The 24,924-nt window shown below is 43.9% G+C and carries 24 protein-coding genes and 3 tRNA genes; 14 read left to right on the plus strand and 13 right to left on the minus strand.

All coding sequences use genetic code 11. The features are described 5' to 3' along the window. Positions 1–2: 2 nt before the first annotated feature. From lolD to dnaQ, 7 genes are all read right to left on the minus strand, one after another. Positions 3–686, minus strand: coding sequence for a lipoprotein-releasing ABC transporter ATP-binding protein LolD (lolD, locus tag PATL_RS12040; RefSeq protein ID WP_011575158.1), 684 nt, complete (start codon positions 684–686; stop codon positions 3–5). Between the two features lie 40 nt (positions 687–726). Beyond that, the gene (locus tag PATL_RS12045; RefSeq protein WP_041713771.1) at positions 727–1,788 is read right to left on the minus strand and encodes a CNNM domain-containing protein; all 1,062 of its coding nucleotides are present in this window, start codon (positions 1,786–1,788) and stop codon (positions 727–729) included. Between the two features lie 211 nt (positions 1,789–1,999). Then, positions 2,000–2,076 (minus strand) — tRNA-Asp (locus PATL_RS12050). A 26-nt stretch (positions 2,077–2,102) separates the two neighbouring features. Continuing rightward, positions 2,103–2,179, minus strand: a tRNA-Asp gene (locus PATL_RS12055). 32 nt (positions 2,180–2,211) lie between these two features. Continuing rightward, positions 2,212–2,288, minus strand: a tRNA-Asp gene (locus PATL_RS12060). Between the two features lie 182 nt (positions 2,289–2,470). After that, entirely contained in the window at positions 2,471–3,916 is a 1,446-nt protein-coding gene (locus PATL_RS12065) for a TIGR03503 family protein (RefSeq protein ID WP_011575160.1), read from the minus strand. A gap of 29 nt (positions 3,917–3,945) precedes the next feature. Further along, positions 3,946–4,653: a DNA polymerase III subunit epsilon gene (gene dnaQ / locus PATL_RS12070; protein WP_011575161.1), complete on the minus strand. Its 708-nt coding sequence runs from the start codon at positions 4,651–4,653 to the stop codon at positions 3,946–3,948. Between the two features lie 80 nt (positions 4,654–4,733). Here dnaQ and rnhA point away from each other — a divergent pair, with 80 nt between their 5' ends. Next, entirely contained in the window at positions 4,734–5,195 is a 462-nt protein-coding gene (gene rnhA / locus PATL_RS12075; RefSeq protein ID WP_011575162.1) for a ribonuclease HI, read from the plus strand. A gap of 55 nt (positions 5,196–5,250) precedes the next feature. On the opposite strand, the gene PATL_RS12080 is transcribed toward rnhA, so the two are convergent. Further along, entirely contained in the window at positions 5,251–5,604 is a 354-nt protein-coding gene (locus tag PATL_RS12080) for a VOC family protein (RefSeq protein ID WP_041713773.1), read from the minus strand. A gap of 231 nt (positions 5,605–5,835) precedes the next feature. Between PATL_RS12080 and sppA the strand changes: the two genes are divergently transcribed. After that, entirely contained in the window at positions 5,836–7,698 is a 1,863-nt protein-coding gene (gene sppA, locus PATL_RS12085) for a signal peptide peptidase SppA (RefSeq protein WP_011575164.1), read from the plus strand. A gap of 107 nt (positions 7,699–7,805) precedes the next feature. Next, entirely contained in the window at positions 7,806–8,336 is a 531-nt protein-coding gene (locus PATL_RS12090) for a SprT family zinc-dependent metalloprotease (protein ID WP_011575165.1), read from the plus strand. Here the strand turns inward: PATL_RS12090 and yfbV are convergent. Further along, positions 8,333–8,779 carry a terminus macrodomain insulation protein YfbV gene (gene yfbV, locus PATL_RS12095; RefSeq protein WP_011575166.1) on the minus strand — a complete coding sequence of 149 codons (447 nt, stop codon included), beginning with the start codon at positions 8,777–8,779 and terminating at the stop codon, positions 8,333–8,335. The genes PATL_RS12090 and yfbV overlap by 4 nt on opposite strands. 258 nt (positions 8,780–9,037) lie before the next feature. Here yfbV and trxB point away from each other — a divergent pair, with 258 nt between their 5' ends. The 4 genes from trxB to infA all read left to right on the plus strand — a co-directional run bounded on the left by trxB (position 9,038) and on the right by infA (position 11,738). Continuing rightward, positions 9,038–9,988, plus strand: coding sequence for a thioredoxin-disulfide reductase (gene trxB / locus PATL_RS12100; protein WP_006990866.1), 951 nt, complete (start codon positions 9,038–9,040; stop codon positions 9,986–9,988). A gap of 51 nt (positions 9,989–10,039) precedes the next feature. Next, positions 10,040–10,744, plus strand: a complete 705-nt coding sequence (gene aat / locus PATL_RS12105) for a leucyl/phenylalanyl-tRNA--protein transferase (protein ID WP_011575167.1) — start codon at positions 10,040–10,042, stop codon at positions 10,742–10,744. After that, the gene (locus PATL_RS12110) at positions 10,744–11,439 is read left to right on the plus strand and encodes an arginyltransferase (RefSeq protein ID WP_011575168.1); all 696 of its coding nucleotides are present in this window, start codon (positions 10,744–10,746) and stop codon (positions 11,437–11,439) included. Before aat ends, PATL_RS12110 begins: the two co-directional genes overlap by 1 nt. A gap of 80 nt (positions 11,440–11,519) precedes the next feature. Next, a complete protein-coding gene (gene infA / locus PATL_RS12115; RefSeq protein WP_006990869.1) occupies positions 11,520–11,738 on the plus strand; it encodes a translation initiation factor IF-1 in 219 nt (72 codons plus the stop codon). 108 nt (positions 11,739–11,846) lie between these two features. On the opposite strand, the gene clpA is transcribed toward infA, so the two are convergent. Together clpA and clpS are read right to left on the minus strand one after the other, a co-directional pair. Continuing rightward, entirely contained in the window at positions 11,847–14,114 is a 2,268-nt protein-coding gene (gene clpA / locus PATL_RS12120) for an ATP-dependent Clp protease ATP-binding subunit ClpA (RefSeq protein WP_011575169.1), read from the minus strand. A gap of 20 nt (positions 14,115–14,134) precedes the next feature. Beyond that, positions 14,135–14,455: an ATP-dependent Clp protease adapter ClpS gene (gene clpS / locus PATL_RS12125; protein ID WP_006990871.1), complete on the minus strand. Its 321-nt coding sequence runs from the start codon at positions 14,453–14,455 to the stop codon at positions 14,135–14,137. Positions 14,456–14,656: 201 nt separating this feature from the next. On the opposite strand from clpS, the gene cspD reads away from it, so the two are divergent. Then, positions 14,657–14,875: a cold shock domain-containing protein CspD gene (cspD, locus tag PATL_RS12130; protein ID WP_006990872.1), complete on the plus strand. Its 219-nt coding sequence runs from the start codon at positions 14,657–14,659 to the stop codon at positions 14,873–14,875. Between the two features lie 61 nt (positions 14,876–14,936). Here cspD and PATL_RS12135 read toward each other — a convergent pair whose 3' ends face one another. Beyond that, the gene (locus PATL_RS12135; RefSeq protein WP_011575171.1) at positions 14,937–17,168 is read right to left on the minus strand and encodes an NADP-dependent isocitrate dehydrogenase; all 2,232 of its coding nucleotides are present in this window, start codon (positions 17,166–17,168) and stop codon (positions 14,937–14,939) included. Positions 17,169–17,394: 226 nt separating this feature from the next. Here PATL_RS12135 and PATL_RS12140 point away from each other — a divergent pair, with 226 nt between their 5' ends. The 6 genes from PATL_RS12140 (at position 17,395) to PATL_RS12165 (ending at position 23,849) form a co-directional block, all read left to right on the plus strand. After that, positions 17,395–17,973, plus strand: coding sequence for a pseudouridine synthase (locus PATL_RS12140; protein WP_011575172.1), 579 nt, complete (start codon positions 17,395–17,397; stop codon positions 17,971–17,973). A 109-nt stretch (positions 17,974–18,082) separates the two neighbouring features. After that, on the plus strand, positions 18,083–19,216 hold the full coding sequence (gene mnmA, locus PATL_RS12145) for a tRNA 2-thiouridine(34) synthase MnmA (protein ID WP_049765955.1): 1,134 nt from the start codon (positions 18,083–18,085) through the stop codon (positions 19,214–19,216). Further along, positions 19,216–19,875, plus strand: a complete 660-nt coding sequence (gene hflD, locus PATL_RS12150; RefSeq protein ID WP_011575174.1) for a high frequency lysogenization protein HflD — start codon at positions 19,216–19,218, stop codon at positions 19,873–19,875. The genes mnmA and hflD overlap by 1 nt, the downstream gene beginning before the upstream one ends. Before the next feature lie 13 nt (positions 19,876–19,888). Next, a complete protein-coding gene (gene purB, locus PATL_RS12155; protein WP_011575175.1) occupies positions 19,889–21,256 on the plus strand; it encodes an adenylosuccinate lyase in 1,368 nt (455 codons plus the stop codon). Between the two features lie 133 nt (positions 21,257–21,389). Further along, positions 21,390–22,613: an adenylate/guanylate cyclase domain-containing protein gene (locus PATL_RS12160; protein WP_011575176.1), complete on the plus strand. Its 1,224-nt coding sequence runs from the start codon at positions 21,390–21,392 to the stop codon at positions 22,611–22,613. 66 nt (positions 22,614–22,679) lie between these two features. Next, the gene (locus tag PATL_RS12165; protein ID WP_011575177.1) at positions 22,680–23,849 is read left to right on the plus strand and encodes a cupin domain-containing protein; all 1,170 of its coding nucleotides are present in this window, start codon (positions 22,680–22,682) and stop codon (positions 23,847–23,849) included. 150 nt (positions 23,850–23,999) lie between these two features. Here PATL_RS12165 and PATL_RS12170 read toward each other — a convergent pair whose 3' ends face one another. Further along, entirely contained in the window at positions 24,000–24,842 is an 843-nt protein-coding gene (locus PATL_RS12170; protein WP_011575178.1) for a DUF6279 family lipoprotein, read from the minus strand. Positions 24,843–24,924: the final 82 nt, after the last annotated feature.

Genomic DNA, 24,924 nt, shown 5'->3' on the forward strand with positions numbered 1-24,924 from the left:
TTTTAATCGAGTTGTGGGCTAAGTTGCCCATTGACTAAACGCAGAGAACGGTCGAGGCGTTTCGCTAACTGAATATCATGGGTGACCACGATAAAACTTGTTTGGCTGATGTCACGCAATTCATTCAACAACTGATAGATCCCTTCACCGGTTTTGGTGTCCAAGTTACCCGTTGGCTCGTCGGCCAACACTAATTTTGGCTGATTAACCAATGCTCTGGCGATCGCCACGCGTTGTCGCTCTCCGCCAGATAACATACTTGGCCTGTGTGTTAAGCGGTGGGCTAAACCGACCTTTTCAAGCATATTCTGTGCATGATGCATCGCTTCTTCGCGTTTTTCATTGGCAATCAAGCGAGGCATAGCCACATTTTCCAGCGCACTAAATTCAGGTAATAAATGATGGGCTTGATAGACAAAGCCGAGTGATTGATTACGAAATTTCGCCTGTTCGGCACTTGTGAAGGAAAAGATATCGTGTTGTTCAAAAAGTACGGTGCCCGATGTGGGCTGATCCAATGCCCCAAGTAAGTGTAATAAAGTACTTTTTCCTGAGCCTGAACTGCCAATAATGGCGAGCTGTTCAGATGTATTCACGCTTAGATTTACATTATTTAGTATCTGAACACTTTCTTTACCATCGTCATACTGTTTAGATAAATGGTCACATTTCAGCAGTTCATGCATATATTCGTTCTTACCTTTGATGTCAGTCTTTAGCTGTCGTTTATGATTTTGTTTGTGATGTTTTATGCAAAGCCGCGCGTTCACGGCGACGCCACATTAACCTCGCTAATTTTTTCATACTCACGTTTTTATCGTTTTCATCGACGATTTCCACCCCGAGTAAAGATTCAGTCAAATCTTCGTCGGTCAAAATACCCTCTAAGCCACCATATTCGTCCACCACTAATAGCATATTAGCGCGCCTAGTATGTAATGGATGCAAAGCTGCTGACAGTGGCATACTGCTTAACAGCGTGACCATGTCCTTGCGATATACGCTCAGTGGGTTCTTTTCATTTTTACGGATCATGGCTAACAAAATGTCTTTTTTTAATACGTAACCCGTTATTTTCTCTGGTTCTGATTGCTCATAAATCGGAATACGGGAAAATTCAATTGTTCCATGTTTATGATAAAACGCTTCGACCGTCATGTTTTCAGGAACAGAAAAAATAACCGTACGATGGGTCATGGCACTTTTTATTTTGAGTTCATCAAGGGCCAACAAGTTCTGTAATATATTCGCCTCTTGCTTTGCTATTTGCCCTTCTTGATAGGATTCATCCGTTAACACCGCCAATTCGGCTTTACTCAGTCCTTTTAAGGGCGAGTCATCGCTAAACCCCGCCGTCAGCTTGTTCGCCAGCAGTACAAACGGGTAGAGGCACAAGATTAGGTACTTAAGAAAATACGCTGTGGCAGGGGCTAACTTTCGCCAGTAGGTGGCGCCCATTGTTTTTGGGATGATTTCTGAAAAGACCAGAATGAACAAGGTTAAAATAGCAGAGATAACGCCCATGTACACTTCGCCAAAGACGGCAACCGCTTGGGCTCCAGCCCCCGCAGCCCCCATGGTGTGGGCCACTGTGTTCAAAGTAAGAATTGCTGCCAGAGGGTTATTGATATTTTGAACTTGCTGGCGTAGGAGTTCTCCACTTTTGTGTTTTTGCTTCTCAAGCACAGATATATAAGCAGAGGACACACTCAATATCACGGCTTCTGCAATTGAGCATATAAAAGATACTCCCAAAGCCAAAACAATATAAAACATCAGTAAGATCAAACTAACCCACCTATTCGTCAATCGTTCGTGCAAAAATATAACATCAACACGGTAAAATTCAGAACAAGCAGTTTACCTTAAGCATAGGATAATGACATGAATTTCAGCCACATAGCTAAGCATCACACAAGATAAGTTGTTTCAAATATTTGCCAAGAATCGGCGAAGATAACGTAGAATAAAACTGGGATAAAAAAAGAAGAAAAATTAATGGCGGAACGGACGAGACTCGAACTCGCGACCCCCGGCGTGACAGGCCGGTATTCTAACCAACTGAACTACCGCTCCCCATATAATTTTTGTTGTTTTGAAATTGGCGGAACGGACGAGACTCGAACTCGCGACCCCCGGCGTGACAGGCCGGTATTCTAACCAACTGAACTACCGCTCCGCTGTTTCAAAACCGAAAATATTAAAAGAAATTGGCGGAACGGACGAGACTCGAACTCGCGACCCCCGGCGTGACAGGCCGGTATTCTAACCAACTGAACTACCGCTCCAGTTTCTTTAATACTTTCAACGAGTTAAGAAGTTAATCTAGGACCTTCCCCTCAACCGCGGCGCAGATAATACGGTTAACCCCGTATCGAGTCAACTGCTTTTTCTGGATTTTATCGCTTAATTTCAATATTTTCGTTTGTTTGCCTACGCAGTGAGCAATTTGACCAAAATGCATTCAACATTAGGCTTTTTTCTTAGGGCTATCTTTCTTCGAGGCTTCCTTTTGCTTCTTATCGGCTTTCTCACTTTCCCCTTGTGCATCGTCTTTTTTACGTGCAAAGCGCAATTTAAGCCGTGCAAACCATCCTGGTTTACTCTCGCTCGCGTCACTTTGTTCTGTGTTCTGGTTTAAAACCTCGCTAACCGTGAGCGGTTTTTCTCTGGTAACAAACCAAATTAGCGCCCCCCCCACAATTAATAGAAATACATTGATACCGACTATCAACATGATCAAGGTCGATGTTTCCATTTCGGGCTCAGCGTCGAGCTGAGGTTGTGCCATCAATGGCTGACCTTGTTCATCAGTGACTTGAGTGCCTTCCCCTGTTGCCGTTTCATCTATCACAGGCTCTACAAAAGGCTCTTCTGTTAAGAAACTAAATTCGGGCACATCCAGAATAAGATCACGGCCATCTATGGTCTTACCAAATGCAGTTAACTTCACGCGATAAACACCATATTCATAATTGACGATCAGGTACTCACGTATATCCGGTGACTCGTCAGTAATGGAAAAGTTTTGAATATCGCCATTTGGAAATTTGACTTTACCGTCAATCAACAGGGATGACATATCGATATGTTCCCGGTCTGCATCGACCATCAGCTTGTGGTATCCACCTCCCCCGCCATTTTGCTCAACCGTAATATGAATGGGATTGGGATATAGCATCACCGGCTCGCCCACTTGCTCTCGTGAGAACATTGGCGTGCTTACCATAAAAGTAGGGATCCACTCACCAGCAGCCACTGACAAATTAAACTGTCCAGTGAATGTGCCATCCAGCGGAATTTCGTCCATCCCCTGGCCATTGTCTTCAAATGTTGCAATAGTTTGCGAGTCAGCACCAAAATTATTACTGTCTGGATTGTTTGTGCTGAAAAATTGCATGTTGAGCGTAACGACGTCTCTAAACTCGGTGTAATTGATGGGCTCGCCACCATTGGTGAGATAAGCGGTTTGCTTGAGAATCTCGCCAGAGAAGATAACACTGGGTAACGGCTGTGCATGAAGCGATAGCTCACTAATCACCATCACTCGGCTACCCGGCTCAATTTCGCCTATCGCTTGCCAAGGGCCTGGCATCGGTTTTTTAATACTGACCATGTCATAGGTTGCAGTATCGAACCAAAAAATATCTTCGCCATCAGCTTGAGACTGATAGATTTTACTGCCATCGGGCTTTACTAATACAACAGGTAAACTGCCGTATTCGCGAAAAAAGACCATGGTAATTTCATCCACTTCGAAATCAATTCGAAAACGGTTTTGTAGAAGCTCAATACTGTTTTGAAAGTCATTACCTAATGACGTAAGCGGATTGGATGGGGCCTGTTCTGCTTGAGGCGTTTGTGCGCTAACAAAAGCAGGTAATATAAGCGCACCAAATAACAGACATTTTAACATAGCATCCCAAATGTGTTGAAAATTGGCGCTTATTCACGCCACAAACAAGAACCGCCTTCTTTATTAACCAGATCTAAACGCTTCTCGTGCTCTACTAATTCATCGGCTGTGGCGCGTAAAACCTTTAACTGATTTAACTGAGGATCAAGCCTGCGAATACGTTCAACCTGACTGCCGCCATCGGAGTTCGACTTACCAGACAAATTAAGATCCGTTTGCCCGCCAGTCATCATTAGATAAACGTCAGCGAGTATCTCGGAATCCAATAATGCGCCGTGCAATTCTCGATGGGAGTTGTCTATACCGTAGCGTTTACACAAAGCATCTAGATTGTTTTTCTGACCCGGGTGAATTTGCCGCGCCATTTCGAGTGTATCTAACACGGTACACATATCACTGGTTTTTTTGCCCGCCATCGCAGCAACACGAGCAAACTCGTGATCCATAAAGCCCACATCAAACGGCGCATTATGAATAACGAGCTGAGCGCCACTGATGAACTTTACAAAATCAGCAGCAACATCTGCAAAAAGCGGTTTGTCTAACAGATACTCGTTAGTAATACCGTGAACCTCTATCGCTTCTTGTTCAATGAGTCTTTGGGGATTAACGTACACATGAAACGTGTTACCTGTTAAGCGGCGATTTAATAACTCCACACAGCCTATTTCAATGATTCTATGACCTTGCCTAGGATCGATACCGGTCGTTTCTGTATCAAGTACGATTTGTCTCATGTTTTCTCTATTTGTTTCGGGCTGACGTTAAGTGTTGATTACATTATACTGCGAAAAATTTTAAATGATTGATAAGTGAAATGAAACACATAGAAATTTATACTGACGGTTCTTGCCTGGGTAATCCAGGGCCAGGTGGTTATGGCGCGGTGCTATTATTCAATCAGCACAGTAAGGAATTAAGCCAGGGCTTTGTTCACACCACGAATAATCGAATGGAGCTGCTGGCCACGATTGAAGCATTAGCTAGCCTAACAGAGACGTGTAAAGTTGATTTAACCACCGACAGTCAATATGTAAAAAACGGCATCAATCAATGGATAAAGAATTGGCGCAAGAATGGTTGGCGTACATCAGATAAAAAACCGGTTAAGAACGTTGATTTATGGAAACGCTTGGATGAGCAAGTTGGTCGACATGACGTCAAATGGCATTGGGTAAAAGGCCATTCGGGGCACCCCATGAACGAACGATGCGACGTGTTAGCACGAGATGCGGCGTCAGGTAAGAGTTTATTACCCGATGAAGGGTTTCAAGGATAAGCGGTACGCAGCTAGTTCTGTGCAAAGGAGCCAATGACTGGCTCCTTCTAAGGCACTACTTGTCACTCCACACCGCATACTCATTACCGCAAGGGTCGCAGAAATGAAAGCGATGCCCGCCAGGAAAACTAAATACATCTTGTACTATCTTTCCTCCATGCGCTTTGATTTCGGCCTGAGTCGCTGCTAAATCTTCGCTATAAAGTACAACTAAAACACTACCATTGTCGGTTGATACACATTTCTGCGCACTAAACATACCACCGTCAATGCCTGCACCGGTGAAGGACGTGTATTCTTGACCATAGTCAGTAAACTCCCAACCAAATACCGCAGTGAAAAAAGCCTTTGTGATACGTATATCTTTGACAGGAATTTCGATGTAGTTAATTTTATGGTGTATTGACATCATTCGTCTCCAATGGTTGATTGGCAGATGCGCCTACCTAATGATTATACGATTTTTTTCACAGATTCAAGCGTAAATGAAAAATGTAAAATTCGTTAAAATGTCGCTAACGGTAATATCTCTGCAGTAAAAATCAGCAAAAGTTACATTAATTTACACTTGTAGATTCTAACGAGTAAAGATTTTCGTTAGGATGCATTATTGTTTTTATGTAAGTGAACCAAATTTTATATGTCAACCGATAAAAGTTGGACCAAGGCGCTATTTGGCGGCATCTGGTTAGTACTCAATTTTAGCCGTAAGTTATTCTTTAATCTTATCTTTCTCGTTATTGCCATAGGCATAATCTCGTTATTTTTTAGGGACAACGGGCAAATAGGTGTGAAACAAGATTCAGCACTAGTGCTGAATATCAAGGGTGACATCGTTATTCAGAAGCACGCCATTGACCCTTTCGAAGCGTTTATGCAAGAAGCACTGGGTCAAGCAAACGAAAAACCTGAGGTTTTGTTACAAGATATATTGCTCACCTTGGATAACGCTAAGCAAGACAGACGAATTAAAGCACTCGTACTCGACTTGCACGAACTCAGCGGCGCAGGTCTTGACAAGCTTGAACAGGTTGCACAAGCAATAGACGATTTTAAACTCAGTGAAAAACCCGTTTACGCCATCGGTGACTACTACACTCAAGAGCAATATTACATTGCCAGTCATGCTGACCACGTTTACATGAACCCCATGGGATGGATGTTATTTGAAGGGTATGGTCGTTTCGGCATGTATTACAAATCAGCCCTAGAGAAAATCAAAGCAACCACTCACGTATTCAAAGTCGGTACTTACAAGTCAGCGGTTGAACCCCTGCTTCGCGACGACATGTCACAACCCGCTAAAGAAGCCAACAAGGCATGGTTAAACGGTATGTGGTCACAATACAAAAACAGCGTTGCTGAAGCCAGAGGGCTGTCTACCGATAACTTCGACGAAAAAGTTGATGAGTTTATGGTTAAGTTTGAAGACGCAAATGGCGATTTCGCCCAGTATGCCTTAGACAACGGCTGGGTAGACGGTTTAAAAACACGAGAACAAGTACTGCAAGAGCTTGTGTCGGTCGTGGGCAAAGATGAAGACGCCAAACTCGGTTATACCAATATCACCTTTAAACATTACTTACACATTGTTAACCCACCCCTTCCCCATTTAAATACAGGTATTGATAAAGTCGGCGTCGTGGTTGCCAAAGGAACGATTTTAAACGGCGAGCAAAAACCCGGTACCGTTGGGGGTGATAGCACCGCAGAATTACTACGCAAAGCGCGTTTAGACGACAGTATAAAATCGGTAGTTTTATATGTGGATTCACCTGGGGGTAGCGCATTTGCTTCTGAGATCATTCGACAAGAAATTGAAAACCTCAAGGCAGCGGGTAAACCAGTAGTTGCACTCATGAGTACCTATGCTGCATCAGGTGGCTATTGGATTTCAGCCAGTGCCGATGAGATTTGGGCTGCACCGAGTACGATAACCGGCTCAATCGGTATATTCGGTATGTTCGTTAGTTTTGAAAACACACTGGATTACCTTGGAGTGCATACCGATGGTGTGGGCACAACTGACTTCGCAGGCATGGGGATTACTCGCGGTATTGACCCGAAAATGGGTCAAGTATTGCAGCGCAGTATTGAGCATGGCTACGATCAATTTATATCTTTGGTGGCTGAGGAACGTCACATGAGCAAGGAATCGGTGGACAACATAGCGCAAGGTCGTGTGTGGATTGGTGAGACCGCTTTGAAATTAAACTTGGTCGACCACCTCGGCTATATTGATGACGCAGTCTCTGCGGCGGCAGCCCGCGCTAATTTATCAGAGTATGACGTCACCTATGTAGAGCGCTCTTTAAATAGCAGTGAGTTATTTTGGAAAGAGTTATTCTCAAATGCCTCTGTTGTGTTAGCGAGGACCCAGTTTGCTCAAAGTGACAGTAAGCTAATGAGCCTGATCAACAAAGTAACAGCCGATTTCGATAATGTAGCAAAACTTAATGATCCTCGGGGCGTTTACGCTTTTTGCCTAACCTGCGATATTTAGTAAATCTTTTAGCCGCGTCAATGTGTTATTTTTATTGAATAATACATTGGCCTGCTAATTATTCCTCAAACCATTCTACTTCATAAGTGCACACTAAGCGCCCGATAATGAACACGGCTTCCATCCCCACTACCTCACTTAATCAGATAGACATGCAAAGCAATGTTGTAGAACGCGTGCGTATTTGCATGGAGCAAGCAAATACGCAACTGCAAAGCAACCTAGCTATGCCTAAGATACACTTTAACCAAAGAGGTAGAATAGCCGGTTGTGCACGCTTGCAATCGAACGAGTTGCGTTTTAATCCGGTTCTTTTGACAGACAATTACACTACATTCATCAACGAGGTAGTGCCCCATGAAGTCGCACATTTAGTGGTATTTAACCTCTATGGGCGAGTGAAGCCACACGGCAAAGAGTGGCGAGGGATAATGCAACAAATATTTGGGTTAACAGGCCATACCTACCATCAAATGGATGTGACTAAAGTGAGCGGAAAGCGATTTCTCTATCGATGCGCATGTGGTGAAGTTCAGCTCAGCATAAGACGGCACAACAAAGTTAAACGGCAGCAGCAACAGTATATTTGCCGCCAGTGTCATAGCGTGTTGATTTGCGCAGAAACAAAAAACGATTAGAACCAGCGCTGAGTAAAGGCCTTATCGAGATCGTCAAATGCAGTTTTGAGTAAAACAGCAAGCTCTTTGTATTTCGGACGAGATTTAGCCCCCCCAACTTTACAACCTTGCTGTAGCATCTTTTGATGGATATCGCGATACCAACTCGAGGTCATAGGGGGAAGCCATTGATTAGCCCGATGGCCTAACCACAACAGTCCTTGTACGGGGATAGATAAAAAGAAAATACCCATGGCCACAGCATTAGGCAAGGTCTCTACCCCAGTAATTGAATAAGCAGATGCGACAGTTAGTACTGCCAAAGGTGGCATGGTTTTAATGGCGAATTTAGTGGCGGAAATAACCCGACATTCAGGAAACAGTGGATACAGTTCCTTTTTAATTGGCCAAGTTTGCATATATTGCTGGCCATCTTTAAATAAAGTAAATACGGTTTGTGCCATGATAACCTACTTAATAAAATTACATGCCCACTTCAGAGCTACTCAGAATATTAGCGAAAAGATCACTGTTTAGAAAGTTATCCTTAGGATTAGTTCGGCCTAAATAACAATGAAATATTACTTATAGTTAATTTTTCATATCATAAAGATTGAAAGTTACCTGTATAGACGCATTTCTATGCGTAATAAAAAGAGAACCGCTTTACCTCATTGGCGCTATTGCATAAAATCGCCCACAAAATTACTTTGGAGACATTCATGTCTGAATCAAGACACGTAAAATTACTTATTTTAGGCTCGGGTCCTGCGGGTTACTCGGCTGCTGTTTATGCGGCGCGCGCAAACTTAAACCCTGTACTGTTAACTGGCATTCAGCAAGGTGGGCAATTAACCACGACAACTGAAGTAGAGAACTGGCCCGGCGATGCTGAAGGGCTAACAGGTCCTGATTTAATGGTTCGTATGCAGCAGCACGCTGAAAAATTCGATACTGAAATCATTTTTGATCACATCAATAAAACAGATCTGACAAAACGCCCGTTCACCTTAGTGGGTGATGCAGGTACCTACACTTGTGATTCACTGATTATTTGCACTGGGGCGTCCGCAAAATATTTAGGAATGGAATCAGAAACAGCATTTATGGGTAAAGGTGTTTCGGCCTGTGCTACTTGTGATGGTTTCTTCTATCGTAACCAAAAAGTTGCTGTGATTGGCGGCGGTAACACAGCCGTTGAAGAAGCACTTTATTTATCTAATATCGCATCAGAAGTGCATGTTATTCATAGACGTGACACCTTTAGAAGCGAAAAGATACTATCTCAACGCTTATTAGATAAAGCAGAGAACGGCAACGTAACCCTACACTTGAATAGCACGCTTGATGAAGTGCTTGGCGACCAAATGGGCGTCACGGGTGTGCGCATCAAGTCGACCACCTCTGATGAAAGTAAAGAGCTAGATGTAATGGGGCTGTTTGTTGCTATTGGTCATCAACCGAATACGGGGATATTTGAAGGCCAATTGGAGATGAAAGACGGGTATATCAAAGTGAACAGTGGCACCGCCGGTAATGCAACACAAACCAGTGTTGAGGGTGTATTTGCTGCAGGTGATGTAAGTGACCATGTATATCGCCAAGCCATTACATCAGCTGGCACAGGATGTATGGCAGCACTAGATGCTGAGAAATTCTTAGACGCCCTATAAACGTTCTACAGATAAGGCCTCACATGAGGCCTTTTACTTCACTGAGTCAGTATGATTGAACTGTTTCAATTAGATAAATCCTTGCATTTCCCCCCGCCAGCTCACGCGTTAACTGATCCTCCCGGCCTGCTCGCTTTTGGCGGTGATTTGTCGGTAAACCGCTTATTACATGCTTATCAGCAAGGTATATTTCCTTGGTTCAGTGCCAATGAACCAATTTTATGGTGGTCACCAGACCCGCGAGGCATTTTGCCTTTAGATAATTTTAGCGTGTCGAAGAGCTTAAGGAAATTTATTCGAAAAACACCATTGCGCGTCACAGTCAATCGGCGCTTTGATGAAGTTATATATGCATGCGCCAAAGTAAAACGGCAATCTTCGGGAACTTGGATCACGGATGACATGATCAATGCCTACATAGAATTGCATCGCTGCGGTGGCGCGCACTCAATTGAAGTATGGGATGATGAAGAACTCGTTGGCGGCTTATATGGTGTTACCCCCGGTAATGTATTTTGCGGTGAATCAATGTTTCACTATGCGACGAATGCGTCCAAGCTTGCTATGTTTTACTTAGTGGAACTTTTACGCCTAAACGGCTGTGAGTTTATTGATTGTCAGTTACAGAATGATCATTTGGCTAGCCTAGGATGCATCGAAATGCCAAGGGCTGAGTTTTTGAACAGGCTCAAAGAAGCAGTGAAACACCCAATGGATCAATCGTTGTGGCTTCCTAGAGAATTAACGCAACCATAATGAAATTTGGAATTAGTCAGAGTTTTCCTTGCAGTTACTTGCCTGATGAGCAGGAAACACTGCTCGTGTACGCAGAGGAAACAGAGCACAACACCTATTATGAAATGCTAATGGCCGCTGGTTTTCGCCGAAGTGGTGCTCAGGTTTACCGCCCCCATTGTGGCGCCTGCACTGCTTGTCAGGCTATTCGCGTGCCAGTAGCTGACTTCGCACCATCCAAAGGCCAAAAGCGTATCCTCAAACGTAACAGCGATATAACGGTCGTACTCAGTGAGCAAGACAAAGCCCACTATTACTCCTTATATGAGAAATACATCAATACGCGGCACCAAGACGGCAGCATGTACCCTGCCACGCCAGAGCAATACGCAAGCTTTGCCCATGGTGATTGGTTAGACCCACTTTACATTGAGTTACACTTGTCAGGTGAATTGGTCGGCATTGCTGTAACTGACGCATTGGAAAACGCACTTTCAGCAGTGTACACGTTTTTCGAACCTTCTTTAGCTGAGCGCTCGTTAGGTACGTTCGCGGTATTGCAGCAAATTTCGATAGCCAAGCGGTTAAACAAACAACATTTATATTTAGGCTATCAAATCGATAACTGTCAGAAGATGCAGTATAAGCGCAATTTTTTGCCCCACGAGCGCTTTATTGAGCAAAAATGGCAGCTAATTTCAAAAAAAGACTGGTAAAGCTTTACACGGCCGTCGTTATTGGGCAAAATCTGCGCGGCATTTTTGAGACTTATTATTTACAGAGGTAACAGAGCTACATGGCGAAAGAAGATTGTATTGAAATGGAAGGTACAGTGTTGGATACCCTTCCAAATACTATGTTTCGTGTCGAATTAGAAAACGGTCACGTTGTTACTGCACATATTTCAGGAAAGATGCGTAAGAACTATATCCGCATCTTAACAGGCGACAAAGTAACATGTGAAATGACGCCATATGATTTATCTAAAGGGCGTATTATTTACCGCGCTCGTTAGAATACAGTAAAAGAAAAGGCCCAATGTTGCTAAAACATTGGGCCTTTTTCTATGTCTGTAATTTAGTGGTGAGGGCCGTTTGGCCCTCACACTTACCTGCTCAGCTCTCTAGGCTTCAGATTTCTCTTCTTTCAACGCTTTGAAAGTGAAAACCAGTTTCTTGTTCTTCAACGAAATCTTGACGCTTCCACCCTGGCTAAGTTCACCAAACAGCAATTCACTGGCAAGCTCTTTCTTGACCTGCTGTTGAATAACACGAGACATAGGACGCGCGCCCATGTTTCTATCATAGCCTTCTTGCGCTAACCACTGCCTTGCTTCGTTTGTTACTTCCAAAGATACACCTTGGTTATCCAACTGAACTTGCAGCTCAATAATAAACTTATCAACGACTTGCAATATCACGTCTTGCTCCAAGTGATTGAACCACACAATCGCGTCTAAACGGTTCCTAAACTCGGGGGTAAACACTTTATTGATTTCAGACATTGCATCATGGCTATGATCTTGTTGCTTGAAACCAATCGATTTACGAATAGTTTCTTGTACCCCAGCATTCGTGGTCATGACCAAAATAACATTGCGGAAGTCCACTTTACGGCCATTGTTGTCTGTCAGTGTTCCGTGGTCCATTACCTGCAATAGGATGTTAAACACGTCTGAATGGGCTTTTTCAATTTCATCCAGCAGCACTACAGAATGAGGGTGCTTAATCACAGCATCCGTCAGTAACCCGCCTTGATCAAAGCCTACATACCCTGGGGGCGCACCAATTAAACGGCTCACTGCGTGACGTTCCATGTATTCAGACATATCGAAGCGTAATAACTCAACGCCCATAATATTTGAAAGCTGTTGGGTAATTTCCGTTTTACCAACCCCCGTTGGGCCAGCAAACAAAAAGCTACCAATCGGCTTGGTTTCTGCACCGAGGCCCGCTCGAGACAAACGGATAGCGTCAGTTAATGTATCGATTGCTTGATCTTGACCAAACACCACCAACTTTAAATCTCTATCAAGATTTTTCAGCGATTCTTTGTCACTGGATGACACAGACTTTTCAGGGATACGCGCAATTTTTGAAATGATGTGCTCAATATCCGTCACACCAATGGTTTTCTTGCGTTTCGAGGGCGGCAATAAGCGCTGACTTGCCCCAGCCTCATCCATTACGTCAATTGCTTTATCTGGCAAGTGGCGTTCATTGATGTATTTCGCTGACAACTCTGCCGCGGCGCGAATCGCTTTCTGCGTGAAGCGCACACTGTGATGCTCCTCATAGCGAGACTTAAGGCCCATCAATATTTTTGTGGTATCAGCCACTGACGGTTCGATAACATCCACTTTCTGGAAGCGACGTGCTAATGCACGATCTTTCTCAAAAATACCTTGGTACTCTTGATACGTGGTCGAGCCCATACAGCGCAGCTCTCCGCTACTTAATTTGGGCTTTAATAGGTTTGATGCATCCATGACTCCGCCAGATGCTGCACCCGCACCAATGATGGTGTGAATTTCGTCAATAAACAAAATTGCATCGGGATCCTTAGCTAACTCTTTCAATATCCCTTTAAGGCGCTTCTCGAAGTCACCACGGTATTTAGTGCCCGCTAAGAGGGTACCCATGTCCAGAGAGTAAATTACGGCGTTAGCGATGACGTCAGGCACATCATTGTGAACAATTCTAAAGGCTAAGCCTTCCGCAATCGCTGTTTTACCTACCCCTGCTTCACCGACCAATAAAGGATTGTTCTTTCGGCGACGACAGAGTATTTGAATACTGCGCTCCACCTCAAAGTCACGCCCAATCAGAGGATCAATTTTTCCCTCTTTGGCGAGCTCATTTAGATTCGTGGAATACTGATCTAGCATAGACGAACCAGATTCTTGACCTGCGCCCTCTTCGTCCTGCTCAATAGAATGCGGTGTCTCTTCATCATTCTTGGACACGCCGTGGGAGATAAAGTTAACCACATCAAGGCGAGTAACATCGGCTTTTTTCAGAATATATACTGCCTGCGATTCCTGCTCGCTAAAAATAGCAACCAGAACGTTGGCTCCTGTCACTTCTTCTTTACCCGAAGATTGAACGTGAAATACCGCACGTTGCAATACGCGCTGAAAACCCAAAGTGGGCTGAGTCTCGCGTTCGTTATTTGCGTCCTCAAGTAATAGTGGCGTAGTGTCTTTTACAAAATCGGTTAACTCTTTTTTGATAATATCGACATTTGCACCACACGCCTGTAGTGCTTCGGTTGCAGAGCCATTGTCAAGCAAAGCCAACAGAAGGTGCTCGACTGTCATGAACTCGTGTCTATGCTCTCGAGCAAAGATAAACGCTTCATTTAACGTTTGTTCTAATTCTTTATTTAACATTTTTAGACCCTCTTACTGCGCTAAACCTGTTCCATAGTGCACATCAACGGGTGTTGATGCTTCTTGGCATACTGGGTGACTTGCATTACTTTTGTTTCGGCAATCTCGGCGGTGTAAACCCCGCATACTGCTCGACCTCGATAGTGCACGGTCAACATAATTTGATGGGCTTTTTCTGAGTCCAAGTTGAAAAACCTAACCAATACTTCGATCACGAAATCCATCGGTGTGTAATCATCGTTATTCAGCAAAACTTTATACATGGGTGGTGGCGCTAACTTTTGCTTAACCGTGTCTAGCTGCTTTTCACGCTCTATGTTTATTGTGTTGTCTTTGCTCATAATAAGAAGAATAGTGCCCTTAGTGCAAATTTTGCAGTTTTATTAACATTCGTTTATTTATCAATTTACCCTTGACAAAAACAGGTTAAAAAATCTACATTTTCTAGTGCGACATCTGTTATTTTAACATTTTCGCCTTTCCCATGGTTCATTGTGGGGATAAATATGCGTCAGTTCAAGGGATTAAAAGGAAGCAGAAGTATGGCTGTTGGCAAAGTAAAATGGTTTAACAACGCAAAAGGGTTTGGTTTTATCGTTCCAGAAGATGGTGGTGATGATATTTTTGCTCATTACTCAACTATCCAAATGGAAGGTTACCGCTCGTTGAAAGCCGGGCAAGAAGTTAAGTATGATGTGCAGCAAGGGCCTAAGGGTCTACACGCTGAAAACATCGACTTTAACGGTGAGCCCGAACAATAAAAGATTGGTCATAAAAAAAGCAGACCTGAAGGTCTGCTTTTTTATGCTTAATTAAAAATTTTTATTTATAATCTTTTAGAATGGTGTTCAATGTTGCACTTGGGCACATTGCTTGGGTTAGCAATGCATCATCTGGGTAGTAATACCCACCAATGTTTTCTGGCGAACCTTGAGTTGCATCAATCTCAGCAACAATTTTAGCTTCGTTGCTGCTAAGCGCTTTGAACAATGGCGCAAATTTAGCCGCTAATGACGCATCTTCAGCTTGCGTCGACAACGCTTCAGCCCAATACATCGCAAGATAGAAATGACTGCCTCGGTTATCAAGTTGTCCTGCTTTACGCTGAGGTGATTTACCTTCGTTTAGCAATTTCTCGGTCGCGGCATCTAATGCTTTAGCCAATACTTTCGCTTTCGCATTGTCATTTTTGATTGCCAAATCTTCAATTGATACAGCAATCGCTAAAAACTCACCGAGTGAATCCCAACGTAGGTGACCTTCTTCAACAAACTGCTGAACGTGCTTAGGAGCACTACCGCCAGCGCCTGTTTCAAACAAACCACCACCGGCCATCAAAGGTACGATAGACAACATTTTTGCACTGGTACCCAATTCAAGAATAGGGAACAAATCTGTTAGGTAGTCGCGTAAAACGTTACCTGTTACAGAAATCGTGTCTAATCCACGAAGGGCGCGTTCCATTGAATAACGAATAGCACGCACAGGCGCCATTATCTCAATGTGCAAGCCTTCTGTATCGTGATCTTTCAAGTAGGTATTCACTTTTTCGATTAGCTGAGCATCATGAGCACGCTCATCATCTAACCAAAAAATTGCCGGGTCGCCAGATTGGCGCGCGCGGTTAACTGCTAGTTTAACCCAATCTTGGATAGGCGCGTCTTTCGCCTGACACATACGCCAAATATCGCCCTCTTCTACGTCATGCTCAATCAACACATTTTCGTCTTGATCAATAACACGTACTTTACCAGCACCTGTCATTTCAAATGTTTTGTCGTGAGAGCCGTATTCTTCCGCTTTTTGCGCCATCAAACCAACGTTTGAGACAGATCCCATAGTGGTGGGATCAAATGCACCGTGGGTTTTACAGAAGTTGATCATCTCTTGATAGATAGTCGCGTAAGTGCTTTCTGGGATAACCGCTTTAGTATCATGCAGTTTTCCATCAGGACCCCACATTTGCCCAGAAGAACGGATCATTGCTGGCATTGAAGCATCAACGATTACGTCACTTGGTACGTGAAGGTTAGAAATACCTTTATCTGAGTTAACCATCGCAATAGGAGGACGGTCAGCGTAGCAGGCATTAATATCTTTTTGAATTTCAGCGCGCTGAGACTCGGGTAAAGTGGCTATCTTGTCATAAACACTGCCCAAACCATTGTTAGCATCAACACCTAATTCTTCAAATAACGCAGCGTGCTTTTCAAATAATTTCTTGTAGAACACTTTAACACAGTGACCAAATACAATCGGGTGAGACACCTTCATCATGGTCGCTTTAACATGCAATGAGAAAAGAATACCGGTTTGCTTTGCATCTTCAATTTGTTCTTCGAAGAAATCACAAAGGGCTTTCTTGCTCATAAACATGCCATCAATCACTTCGCCAGCAAGCAAATCAACTCGTGGCTTCAATACGTTTACTTGACCGTTATTGTCAGTGAATTCGATGCGCACATGACCGGCGTTTTTCACCGTTACAGACTTTTCACCTGAGTAAAAATCACCGCCGCGCATGTGGGCAACATGAGTTTGTGACGCTTGGCTCCACGCTCCCATTGAATGTGGATTTTTGCGTGCATAGCTTTTTACTGCTTTAGGGGCACGGCGGTCAGAGTTACCTTCACGAAGCACTGGGTTTACGGCACTGCCTAATACTTTAGAGTAACGCGCTTCGATGTCTTTTTCTTCATCAGTCGCTGGGTCTTCGGGGTAAGCCGGTACATTGAACCCTTTATCGTTCAATTCTTTTATAGCAGCTTTAAGTTGTGGCTTAGAAGCACTGATATTAGGTAACTTAATGATATTCGTTGCTGCGTCTTGTGTGAGCTCGCCCAACTCTGCTAGGGCATCAGGTACTTTCTGCTCGTCACTCAAATAATCAGCAAAATTGGCCAAAATACGTGCTGCTAATGATATATCGCTAAGTTCGATTTCAATGTCAGCAGATGAAGCGAACGACTCAACTATTGGTAGCAATGAGTATGTTGCCAGCGCGGGAGCTTCATCAGTTTTCGTATAGATAATCTTTGACTTCTGAGTTGTCATTATATACCTCAAATGTTGCGGTAGAGAGCTACCGGATTAGTGTAGACTGATATAAAGCACATTGGCTGCTGCTAAATAGCGGTCATTTAGTAAATTTATCAGGAATTAACACATCCGATCCTGACATCAGGTAAAGTGAGATTGAAAATTTCGCCCGAAGATAATAAACAATTCGTGCCAGAGTGCAAAATAACTCAGCTGTTTTATTCATAATAAGTTACAAGAAATGAACATTGATCAATATAAAAAGCCAAAAACACCCGCCAGCCGTACAAAAATTGTACTTTTTAATAAACCCTTTAATGTCTTAACCCAATTTACCGATGCCACTGGTAGACAAACCCTGAAGGATTTTATCCCTATTCCTGATATTTATGCATCCGGACGTTTAGATAAAGACAGCGAAGGTCTACTTGTACTCACTAATGACGGTAAACTACAAAGCAAACTTACCGACCCTAAAAAGAAAACGTCAAAAACCTATTGGGTCCAAGTGGAAGGGATCCCACAAGAACGACAGTTACAAGCATTGCGTGACGGAGTAGAACTAAAAGATGGGTTGACTCGCCCTGCTAAGGTTGAATCAATGCCCGAACCCGCCTTATGGCCCCGCACACCGCCGGTGCGTTTTCGGCAGTCCATTCCAACCAGTTGGCTATCTATCACCATTAGCGAAGGTAAAAACCGCCAAGTTAGACGCATGACTGCCCATATCGGCTTCCCTACCCTTAGACTAGTTCGCTATCGAATCGGAAATTGGACGCTAGACGGCATCGATACCGGTCAATATGTGGAACTCGATTAGCATCACCCGTACAACATAATGTCACATATTATGCTTACAATGCAGATGATCTATGCGCGGTTATTTGCTAGAATTCGCCACCATTTTTACTGAGACTTTACTATTTATCATGCCTTATATTCATTCCCTTAGTGCTACCGAGTTAGCCAGTAATAGCCAGAAAAAGGTTATTGTTGGTATGTCAGGTGGTGTCGATTCTTCTGTTTCAGCCTATATCTTGCTGCAGCAAGGCTATCAAGTTGAAGGCCTTTTCATGAAGAATTGGGAAGAAGACGACAATGATGAATATTGCGCAGCGGCTGACGATCTAAAAGACGCTCAAGCAGTTGCAGATAAGCTCGGCATAGTATTGCATCAAATTAACTTTGCGGCAGAGTACTGGGACAACGTGTTTGAATATTTCCTTGAGGAATACAAATCAGGGCGCACGCCGAATCCGGATATCATGTGCAACAAAGAAATTAAGTTTAAAGCGTTTCTTGAATTCGCCGCAGAAGAACTTGAAGCCGATTACATCGCGACTGGACATTATGTGCGCCGCCGTGAAGTGGATGGCCATTGGCAAATGCTTCGCGGTATGGATGACAACAAAGACCAAAGCTACTTTTTGTATACCTTAGGCGAACAGCATGTTGGTCAGACGTTATTCCCAATTGGTGATATAGAAAAACCACAAGTACGCGAAATTGCTCAAGAACAAGGGCTTATCACCCACGATAAAAAAGACAGCACCGGCATTTGCTTTATTGGTGAGCGTAAATTCACTGATTTTCTATCCCAGTACCTCCCTGCGCAGCCCGGCGTTATCGAAACGCCAGAAGGCCAAGAAATTGGCCAGCATCAGGGGCTGATGTATCACACCTTGGGTCAACGCAAAGGGCTAATGATAGGTGGCATGAAAGAGTTCGGTGACGATCCATGGTACGTGGTTGACAAAGACATGGCGCGTAACGTTTTGATTGTTGGACAAGGTGCAGACCACCCTCGCCTTTACTCTAACGGTTTAATCGCCAATCAATTGCACTGGGTCGACCGAACGGGACCTACCTCGCCAATGAAATGCAGTGTTAAGACACGTTATCGCCAGGAAGACATTGCCTGCACACTAACACCAGAACCTGACGGCAACGTGCGTGTTATGTTCGATGAGCCACAAAAAGCAGTGACTCCTGGGCAATCGGCCGTGTTTTACTTAAATGAAGTCTGCTTAGGTGGCGGGATAATAGAGAGCTATATTCGTTAATGCAAAACTCGAACAAGAAGAATTTAAACACCAGCGAAATAGAAAGAAGTCTGGCATTAGCAGGTGTATGCCAAGCGGCAGCATTAGTTAAACAAGTGTCTAAGCATGGAACGTGCGACGAGCAGGCATTCAAAGCGAGCATTGAAAGCATCATCATCACCGAACCAGATAATACCGAACAGGTGTATGGCCAAATCGGCAATTTAAAAATCGGATTTGACATGCTGCGTGCGCAACTAGGGAATAGCGCGACCCCAAAAGACACAGAAATTACTCGCTATATCGCTAATTTGCTGAGTATTGAGCGCAAGTTAGCCCGCTCAGCTAAGCGGATGAATGAATTGGGCGACAGAATTAATCATATAAAACGCCAACAACTTCACTTAGATTTGTTTGAAGGGCAAATGCTGTCTAATTTGGCCAGTATATACAGTGATGTTGTTAGCCCTGTTACCGCGAAAATTCAAGTATCTGGCGACCCAGAGCTGCTCAAGCAAAGTGATAATCAACATAAGGTGCGAGCTCTGTTATTAGCAGGTCTGCGCTCAGCTGTATTGTGGCGACAGCTCGGCGGTAAACGCCGACAAGTATTATTCAACCGGCAGCGCATTTTAGAGTGCGCTGAACAAGCATTAGCGCAAATTAACCAATCACGTTAGGAGCACACATTTCATGCAGTTATCCGCATTAACCGCCGTATCCCCCATTGACGGGCGCTACGCTGAAAAAACAGCAGAATTACGCAGTATATTCAGTGAGTTCGGTTTACTAAAGTATCGGGTACAAGTTGAAGTTCGCTGGTTACAAAAGTTAGCGTCAACTGCATCTATCGAGCAAGTACCAGCCTTTAGCGCTGAGGCAAATACATTACTCGATAACATAGTGGCCACGTTTGATGAAAGCCACGCAGGGCGTATCAAAGAAATTGAGCGCACCACGAACCATGATGTTAAAGCGGTTGAATACTTTCTAAAAGAACAAGTAGCGGATAACGCAGAGCTGAATGCAGTAAATGAATTCATTCACTTTGCGTGTACCTCAGAAGACATCAACAATATGTCACACGCACTGATGCTTAAAGAAGCGCGCGATAGCATTATCTTGCCCTACAGTGACAAATTAATTAGCGAGCTTAAACGCCTTGCCAAGGAATATCAGAATATTCCGATGATGGCACGTACCCACGGTCAACCCGCTTCACCCACTACTATGGGCAAAGAAATGGCCAACGTTGCGTATCGTCTAGAGCGCCAGCGTAACCAAATTGCCAATGTCGCGGTGCTCGGTAAAGTAAACGGCGCCGTAGGTAACTATAACGCGCATTTATCCGCGTACCCTAGTCTTGATTGGGCGCAGTTTGCAGAAGAGTTCGTGGCTAGCTTAGGCGTGACATTGAACCCTTTCACCACGCAAATTGAACCCCATGATTATATCGCTGAATTATTCGATGCCATTGCACGTTTCAACACCATATTGATTGATTTTAACCGTGATGTTTGGGGTTATATTGCATTAGGTCACTTTAAGCAAAGAACCATCGCGGGGGAAATTGGCTCTTCCACTATGCCCCATAAAGTGAATCCTATCGATTTTGAAAACTCAGAAGGTAATTTGGGCTTAGCCAACGCTTTGTTTGGTCACTTAGCCACTAAACTTCCTGTATCTCGCTGGCAGCGCGATCTAACTGACTCAACGGTGCTACGAAACTTAGGTGTTGGTGTGGGTTATGCCATCATTGCCTACCAAGCCACCCTGAAAGGGATCAGCAAGCTACAAGTGAATGAGCAGAGTTTACTGGATGAATTAGACAACAACTGGGAATTACTCGCAGAGCCGATTCAAACCGTTATGCGTCGTTATGGCATTGAAAAGCCATATGAAAAACTCAAAGAATTAACCCGTGGCAAGAAAGTAAATCAGCAAATCATGGCTGAGTTTATCGATGGACTCGAATTGCCAGACGAAGCGAAAACGCAGCTCAAAGCACTGACGCCTTCCAATTACATCGGCCAAGCTGTTGAGCTTGTAAACCAGATTTAAGATGCAGATTATTAGAGGGGAAATCATTCCCCTCTTTCGTGTCTTATCGCACTGCTAGGCCCCCTGAACGCCCAAATTTACACCCCACCTTTTTAGCCTATACTCAATTCCTCATGGTCAAACGGAAGACCCTATGGTCACTCAATTATTGCACGCATGGATTTGGTGTGGCATTCCTCAAAATACAACGGCTGATATTAACCCAACGCGGATAAGCAATATCATCAGCCTAATGGTGATATTTGTACTTTTGTTGCAAGTGCCCATTATTGTTTATTATTGGCACTTCGGTGGCGGATATAAAATAACCTTAGTCGTAAGTCATGGTGCGCTTTTTTGTCTCGTTCCCCTTCTGAATCGTACGGGCTTGCAACGCGAGGCAAAATTCATCTTGGTTGGTCTATTTATCAGCTACATCGCGTGGTCAAGTGTTATCTGGCAAGCTAATGTGAACGTACATTACTATTTACTGTTGGGCGTGTTCATTTGCCCTTTTATCTTTAACGCCCAAACTATCGCCATGTGGGTATGTATCGAGTCTCACGTCGTTGTTTTTCTTTTGATTGATGGATATTACATTTGGCAAGTTAACCCGCAATATTTATCTGAATACCATCAGGTCGCCAGTTTTTCCAGTGCCGTTTTTCTCGCCTTATCCTGCACCTTAGCCAGTATGCATGTTGGACGAAATATGACGCGAACTCAGCAAAAGCTTTTCATGGCCAATCAACGCTCAGAGGCACTACTGCTTAATATTTTGCCGCGCCCCATCGCCCAGCGCTTAAAAACCGTACAAGGTAAAATCGCTGACCAATATGATCAAGTCTCAATATGCTTTCTCGATCTCGAAAATTTCAGCTTGCTCGTAAAAACACTTAAGGCGCAAGCGTTGGTCGACTTACTCGACGACGTTTTTAGTCAATTCGATCGATTAAGTGAACATCATGGATTGGAAAAAATAAAGACCATTGGCGATGGCTACATGGCAGCAGCTGGTGTGCCTGACATCAACAACGCCCATGCGGTGCAATGTTGCGCTTATGCGTTAGCGGTAAAAGACGCCTTTAGCGCACTACAACATAAATATCACTTAACCACTGGGCTACGTATTGGTATTGGCTCAGGGGAAGTCGTAGCAGGCGTTATTGGTCGCAGCAAATTCTGTTACGATTTGTGGGGTGAAGCTGTTACCCTAGCGGCCAGAATGGAAAGCCACGGTCGAACCGACCAGATTCAAGTGACCCAGTCTACCTACGAAATGGCAAAGCATAAATATTGTTTCGAGCCACGAGGTGAAGTCAAGATCAAAGGATTGGGGCAAATTAAAACCTATTGGTTGCTTGGGGAAATTGAATAACCCCTTTTCCATTCATCCTATTTTCAGCGCACTATAACGTTATAAGGCACAAGGGTTTTTCACACGATGTACGTATTTGATAACTTTGATCCAACACTATTTTTAGACTCTCACTGGCAAAAACGCCCAGTCGTGTTTAAAGGGGCATTTTCGCAATTTGTAGACCCTCTTGATGAAAATGAGCTCGCGGGCTTAGCCCAAGACCCAAGGATAGATTCGCGAATAGTGTCATCTGAAAATGCCAACTGGCACGTTCAACACGGGCCAATCAGTGACTTCGAACATGCCTGCCAAGGTAGCTGGAGTCTGTTAGTACAAAGTGTTGATCAACATGTTGATGAAGCTGACGCCCTTATTCGCATGTTTAATTTTATCCCCTACTGGCGCTTAGACGATCTAATGGTGAGCTTTTCCAATACCGGGGCCGGCGTAGGTCCTCATTTGGACCAATACGATGTATTTATTATTCAAGGTAAAGGCAGCAGGCGCTGGCAAGCGGGTAAACGAGGCGAGTATTCAACTTACCACCCCCATCCAGATCTCAGTCAAATACAGGGATTTACCCCTATCATAGATGAGGTACTGCATTCGGGAGATATGCTATATATCCCGGCAGGTTGCCCACATAATGGTGTCGCATTAGAAGACTGCATGAATTATTCAGTAGGCTTTCGCGCGCCGACCCAACAAGATTTACTCTCGTCACTAGCGGATTACAGTATCGATTTAGGCATATTTAAAAAACGCTACCAAGACAAAGGATTAACCCCTAGATTTGATCCCAGTGAATTAGCACAAGAGGAAATACATAGTTTCCGGAATATGCTGCATGACGCTATCGACTCCCCTGATTTCACGCGTTGGCTGACTTCTCACTTCAGTGATACTCAACTAAATCAGGGTTACGATGAGCAACACAACCCAGATTATTCTTTACAAGAAATATTAGTATTATTCCAACAGCAAACAGTGTTTGAGCGTCAACCTGGCATACGCCCTATTTACTTAGCGCAATCGGATGAGAACACATCATTGGAGTTCTTTATTGAAGGCCAAGCATTTTTTGCTCCACCGGAGCATGCTCAAGCAGTGCGAGCATTTCTTCAATCGGCTTCGTGGCAATTTGATTTGCACAGTGATAAGGGCACCGCTGTCACGATCAATCACTTTTGGGTACAGCTTATAAGCGAATTGGTTAACGCTGGCGCCTGGTTACCTCAAGAAGAAATGTTTTAGCGCTCAAGTATCTCAGTAGCGCTGAACAGTAAAATCGCTACGAGCCATTGCAGTGCACGCTATAGTATTACTCTCGGTGTTTCTGTGCTCGGTAACTTTCAATACTCGGCAACTTTCAATACTCGGTAACTTTGCGCACGGCAACGGCTATCAATCTTCTTGCAAGTCGCTTATGTCCTCAATTAAATCGTCGATTTCATTGAGGGCCTTTTTCTTTTGCTTTGGGCTTAGCGATTGGCCTAATGCCTCAAGCATCGATGCGTACACTTGATTGTTATGGGCTGATATAGCCATCAGTTCGTCACTTTGGTATTGCTCAGGGTGGGACAAAAGCGCTAAAAAGCGCGACGTAAAGTCTTCTTCATGGCGCGAGTTGAGTAACATATCGTAGGCAGCCTGCTGGATACGTTGACGATAATCCATCCATAAATCAAAGCTACTTTTAAAGTCATCAGCGTAATTCACCACTATCTCTTTTTGTGCTTTGCTTAGCTTTCCTATGAACTCTTTAACGTTATCCTGAGTATCTTCAATGTTCTTTTCTAATCGTTCGTCAAATGTGCGATCCGCGCGTTTTTCAATGCGCTCTTCATTTTGCTTCTGTATTTGAGCAAACAGATCGTTGACTTGTTCATCGGTTAATTTTGGGGCTAAATTAACAAGTTCAGGACTAACATGATCTCTAAAGCGTACCCAATGCTGTTTGCCTTCTTCAAAATGATTCAACCACTGGGCCTTGTTAACATGCCCCGCAGAAACCTGTTGATAAACCGTTTGTAGGTGCGCTTTATACTCACTCAGTTCGTCTTGACGATGCCAATGCATCCATTGTTCAACGTGGTTATCTAAAAGTGATTTCTGACTTTTATCCAGCTCCACGTAGTCGTCTATGTACCAATACATTAGCCAATCTATATTGTTATAAGCGAACTTTGAGCTACACCCTGTAAGTAGCATACCAAGGGTAAAAACGACTAAAATTAATTTATTCATGTCTGTCTCAATCACGCAGGTGAACTAATACCCGAATATAACCATTTAGCCACTCGAAGTCGTGACAATTTCGCCTACTCAC

Origin of the sequence: Paraglaciecola sp. T6c (assembly GCF_000014225.1) — a bacterium.
Classification (GTDB): Bacteria; Pseudomonadota; Gammaproteobacteria; order Enterobacterales; family Alteromonadaceae; genus Paraglaciecola; species Paraglaciecola atlantica_A.

Bases quoted from the DNA above. Each gene is read 5' to 3' on its own strand.
- lolD (WP_011575158.1), bottom strand. From the start codon at position 686: ATGCATGAACTGCTGAAATGTGACCATTTATCTAAACAGTATGACGAT.
- PATL_RS12065 (WP_011575160.1), bottom strand. From the start codon at position 3,916: ATGTTAAAATGTCTGTTATTTGGTGCGCTTATATTACCTGCTTTTGTT.
- dnaQ (WP_011575161.1), bottom strand. From the start codon at position 4,653: ATGAGACAAATCGTACTTGATACAGAAACGACCGGTATCGATCCTAGG.
- rnhA (WP_011575162.1), top strand. From the start codon at position 4,734: ATGAAACACATAGAAATTTATACTGACGGTTCTTGCCTGGGTAATCCA.
- PATL_RS12080 (WP_041713773.1), bottom strand. From the start codon at position 5,604: ATGTCAATACACCATAAAATTAACTACATCGAAATTCCTGTCAAAGAT.
- sppA (WP_011575164.1), top strand. From the start codon at position 5,836: ATGTCAACCGATAAAAGTTGGACCAAGGCGCTATTTGGCGGCATCTGG.
- PATL_RS12090 (WP_011575165.1), top strand. From the start codon at position 7,806: ATGAACACGGCTTCCATCCCCACTACCTCACTTAATCAGATAGACATG.
- yfbV (WP_011575166.1), bottom strand. From the start codon at position 8,779: ATGGCACAAACCGTATTTACTTTATTTAAAGATGGCCAGCAATATATG.
- trxB (WP_006990866.1), top strand. From the start codon at position 9,038: ATGTCTGAATCAAGACACGTAAAATTACTTATTTTAGGCTCGGGTCCT.
- aat (WP_011575167.1), top strand. From the start codon at position 10,040: ATGATTGAACTGTTTCAATTAGATAAATCCTTGCATTTCCCCCCGCCA.
- PATL_RS12110 (WP_011575168.1), top strand. From the start codon at position 10,744: ATGAAATTTGGAATTAGTCAGAGTTTTCCTTGCAGTTACTTGCCTGAT.
- infA (WP_006990869.1), top strand. From the start codon at position 11,520: ATGGCGAAAGAAGATTGTATTGAAATGGAAGGTACAGTGTTGGATACC.
- clpA (WP_011575169.1), bottom strand. From the start codon at position 14,114: ATGTTAAATAAAGAATTAGAACAAACGTTAAATGAAGCGTTTATCTTT.
- clpS (WP_006990871.1), bottom strand. From the start codon at position 14,455: ATGAGCAAAGACAACACAATAAACATAGAGCGTGAAAAGCAGCTAGAC.
- cspD (WP_006990872.1), top strand. From the start codon at position 14,657: ATGGCTGTTGGCAAAGTAAAATGGTTTAACAACGCAAAAGGGTTTGGT.
- PATL_RS12135 (WP_011575171.1), bottom strand. From the start codon at position 17,168: ATGACAACTCAGAAGTCAAAGATTATCTATACGAAAACTGATGAAGCT.
- PATL_RS12140 (WP_011575172.1), top strand. From the start codon at position 17,395: ATGAACATTGATCAATATAAAAAGCCAAAAACACCCGCCAGCCGTACA.
- mnmA (WP_049765955.1), top strand. From the start codon at position 18,083: ATGCCTTATATTCATTCCCTTAGTGCTACCGAGTTAGCCAGTAATAGC.
- hflD (WP_011575174.1), top strand. From the start codon at position 19,216: ATGCAAAACTCGAACAAGAAGAATTTAAACACCAGCGAAATAGAAAGA.
- purB (WP_011575175.1), top strand. From the start codon at position 19,889: ATGCAGTTATCCGCATTAACCGCCGTATCCCCCATTGACGGGCGCTAC.
- PATL_RS12160 (WP_011575176.1), top strand. From the start codon at position 21,390: ATGGTCACTCAATTATTGCACGCATGGATTTGGTGTGGCATTCCTCAA.
- PATL_RS12165 (WP_011575177.1), top strand. From the start codon at position 22,680: ATGTACGTATTTGATAACTTTGATCCAACACTATTTTTAGACTCTCAC.
- PATL_RS12170 (WP_011575178.1), bottom strand. From the start codon at position 24,842: ATGAATAAATTAATTTTAGTCGTTTTTACCCTTGGTATGCTACTTACA.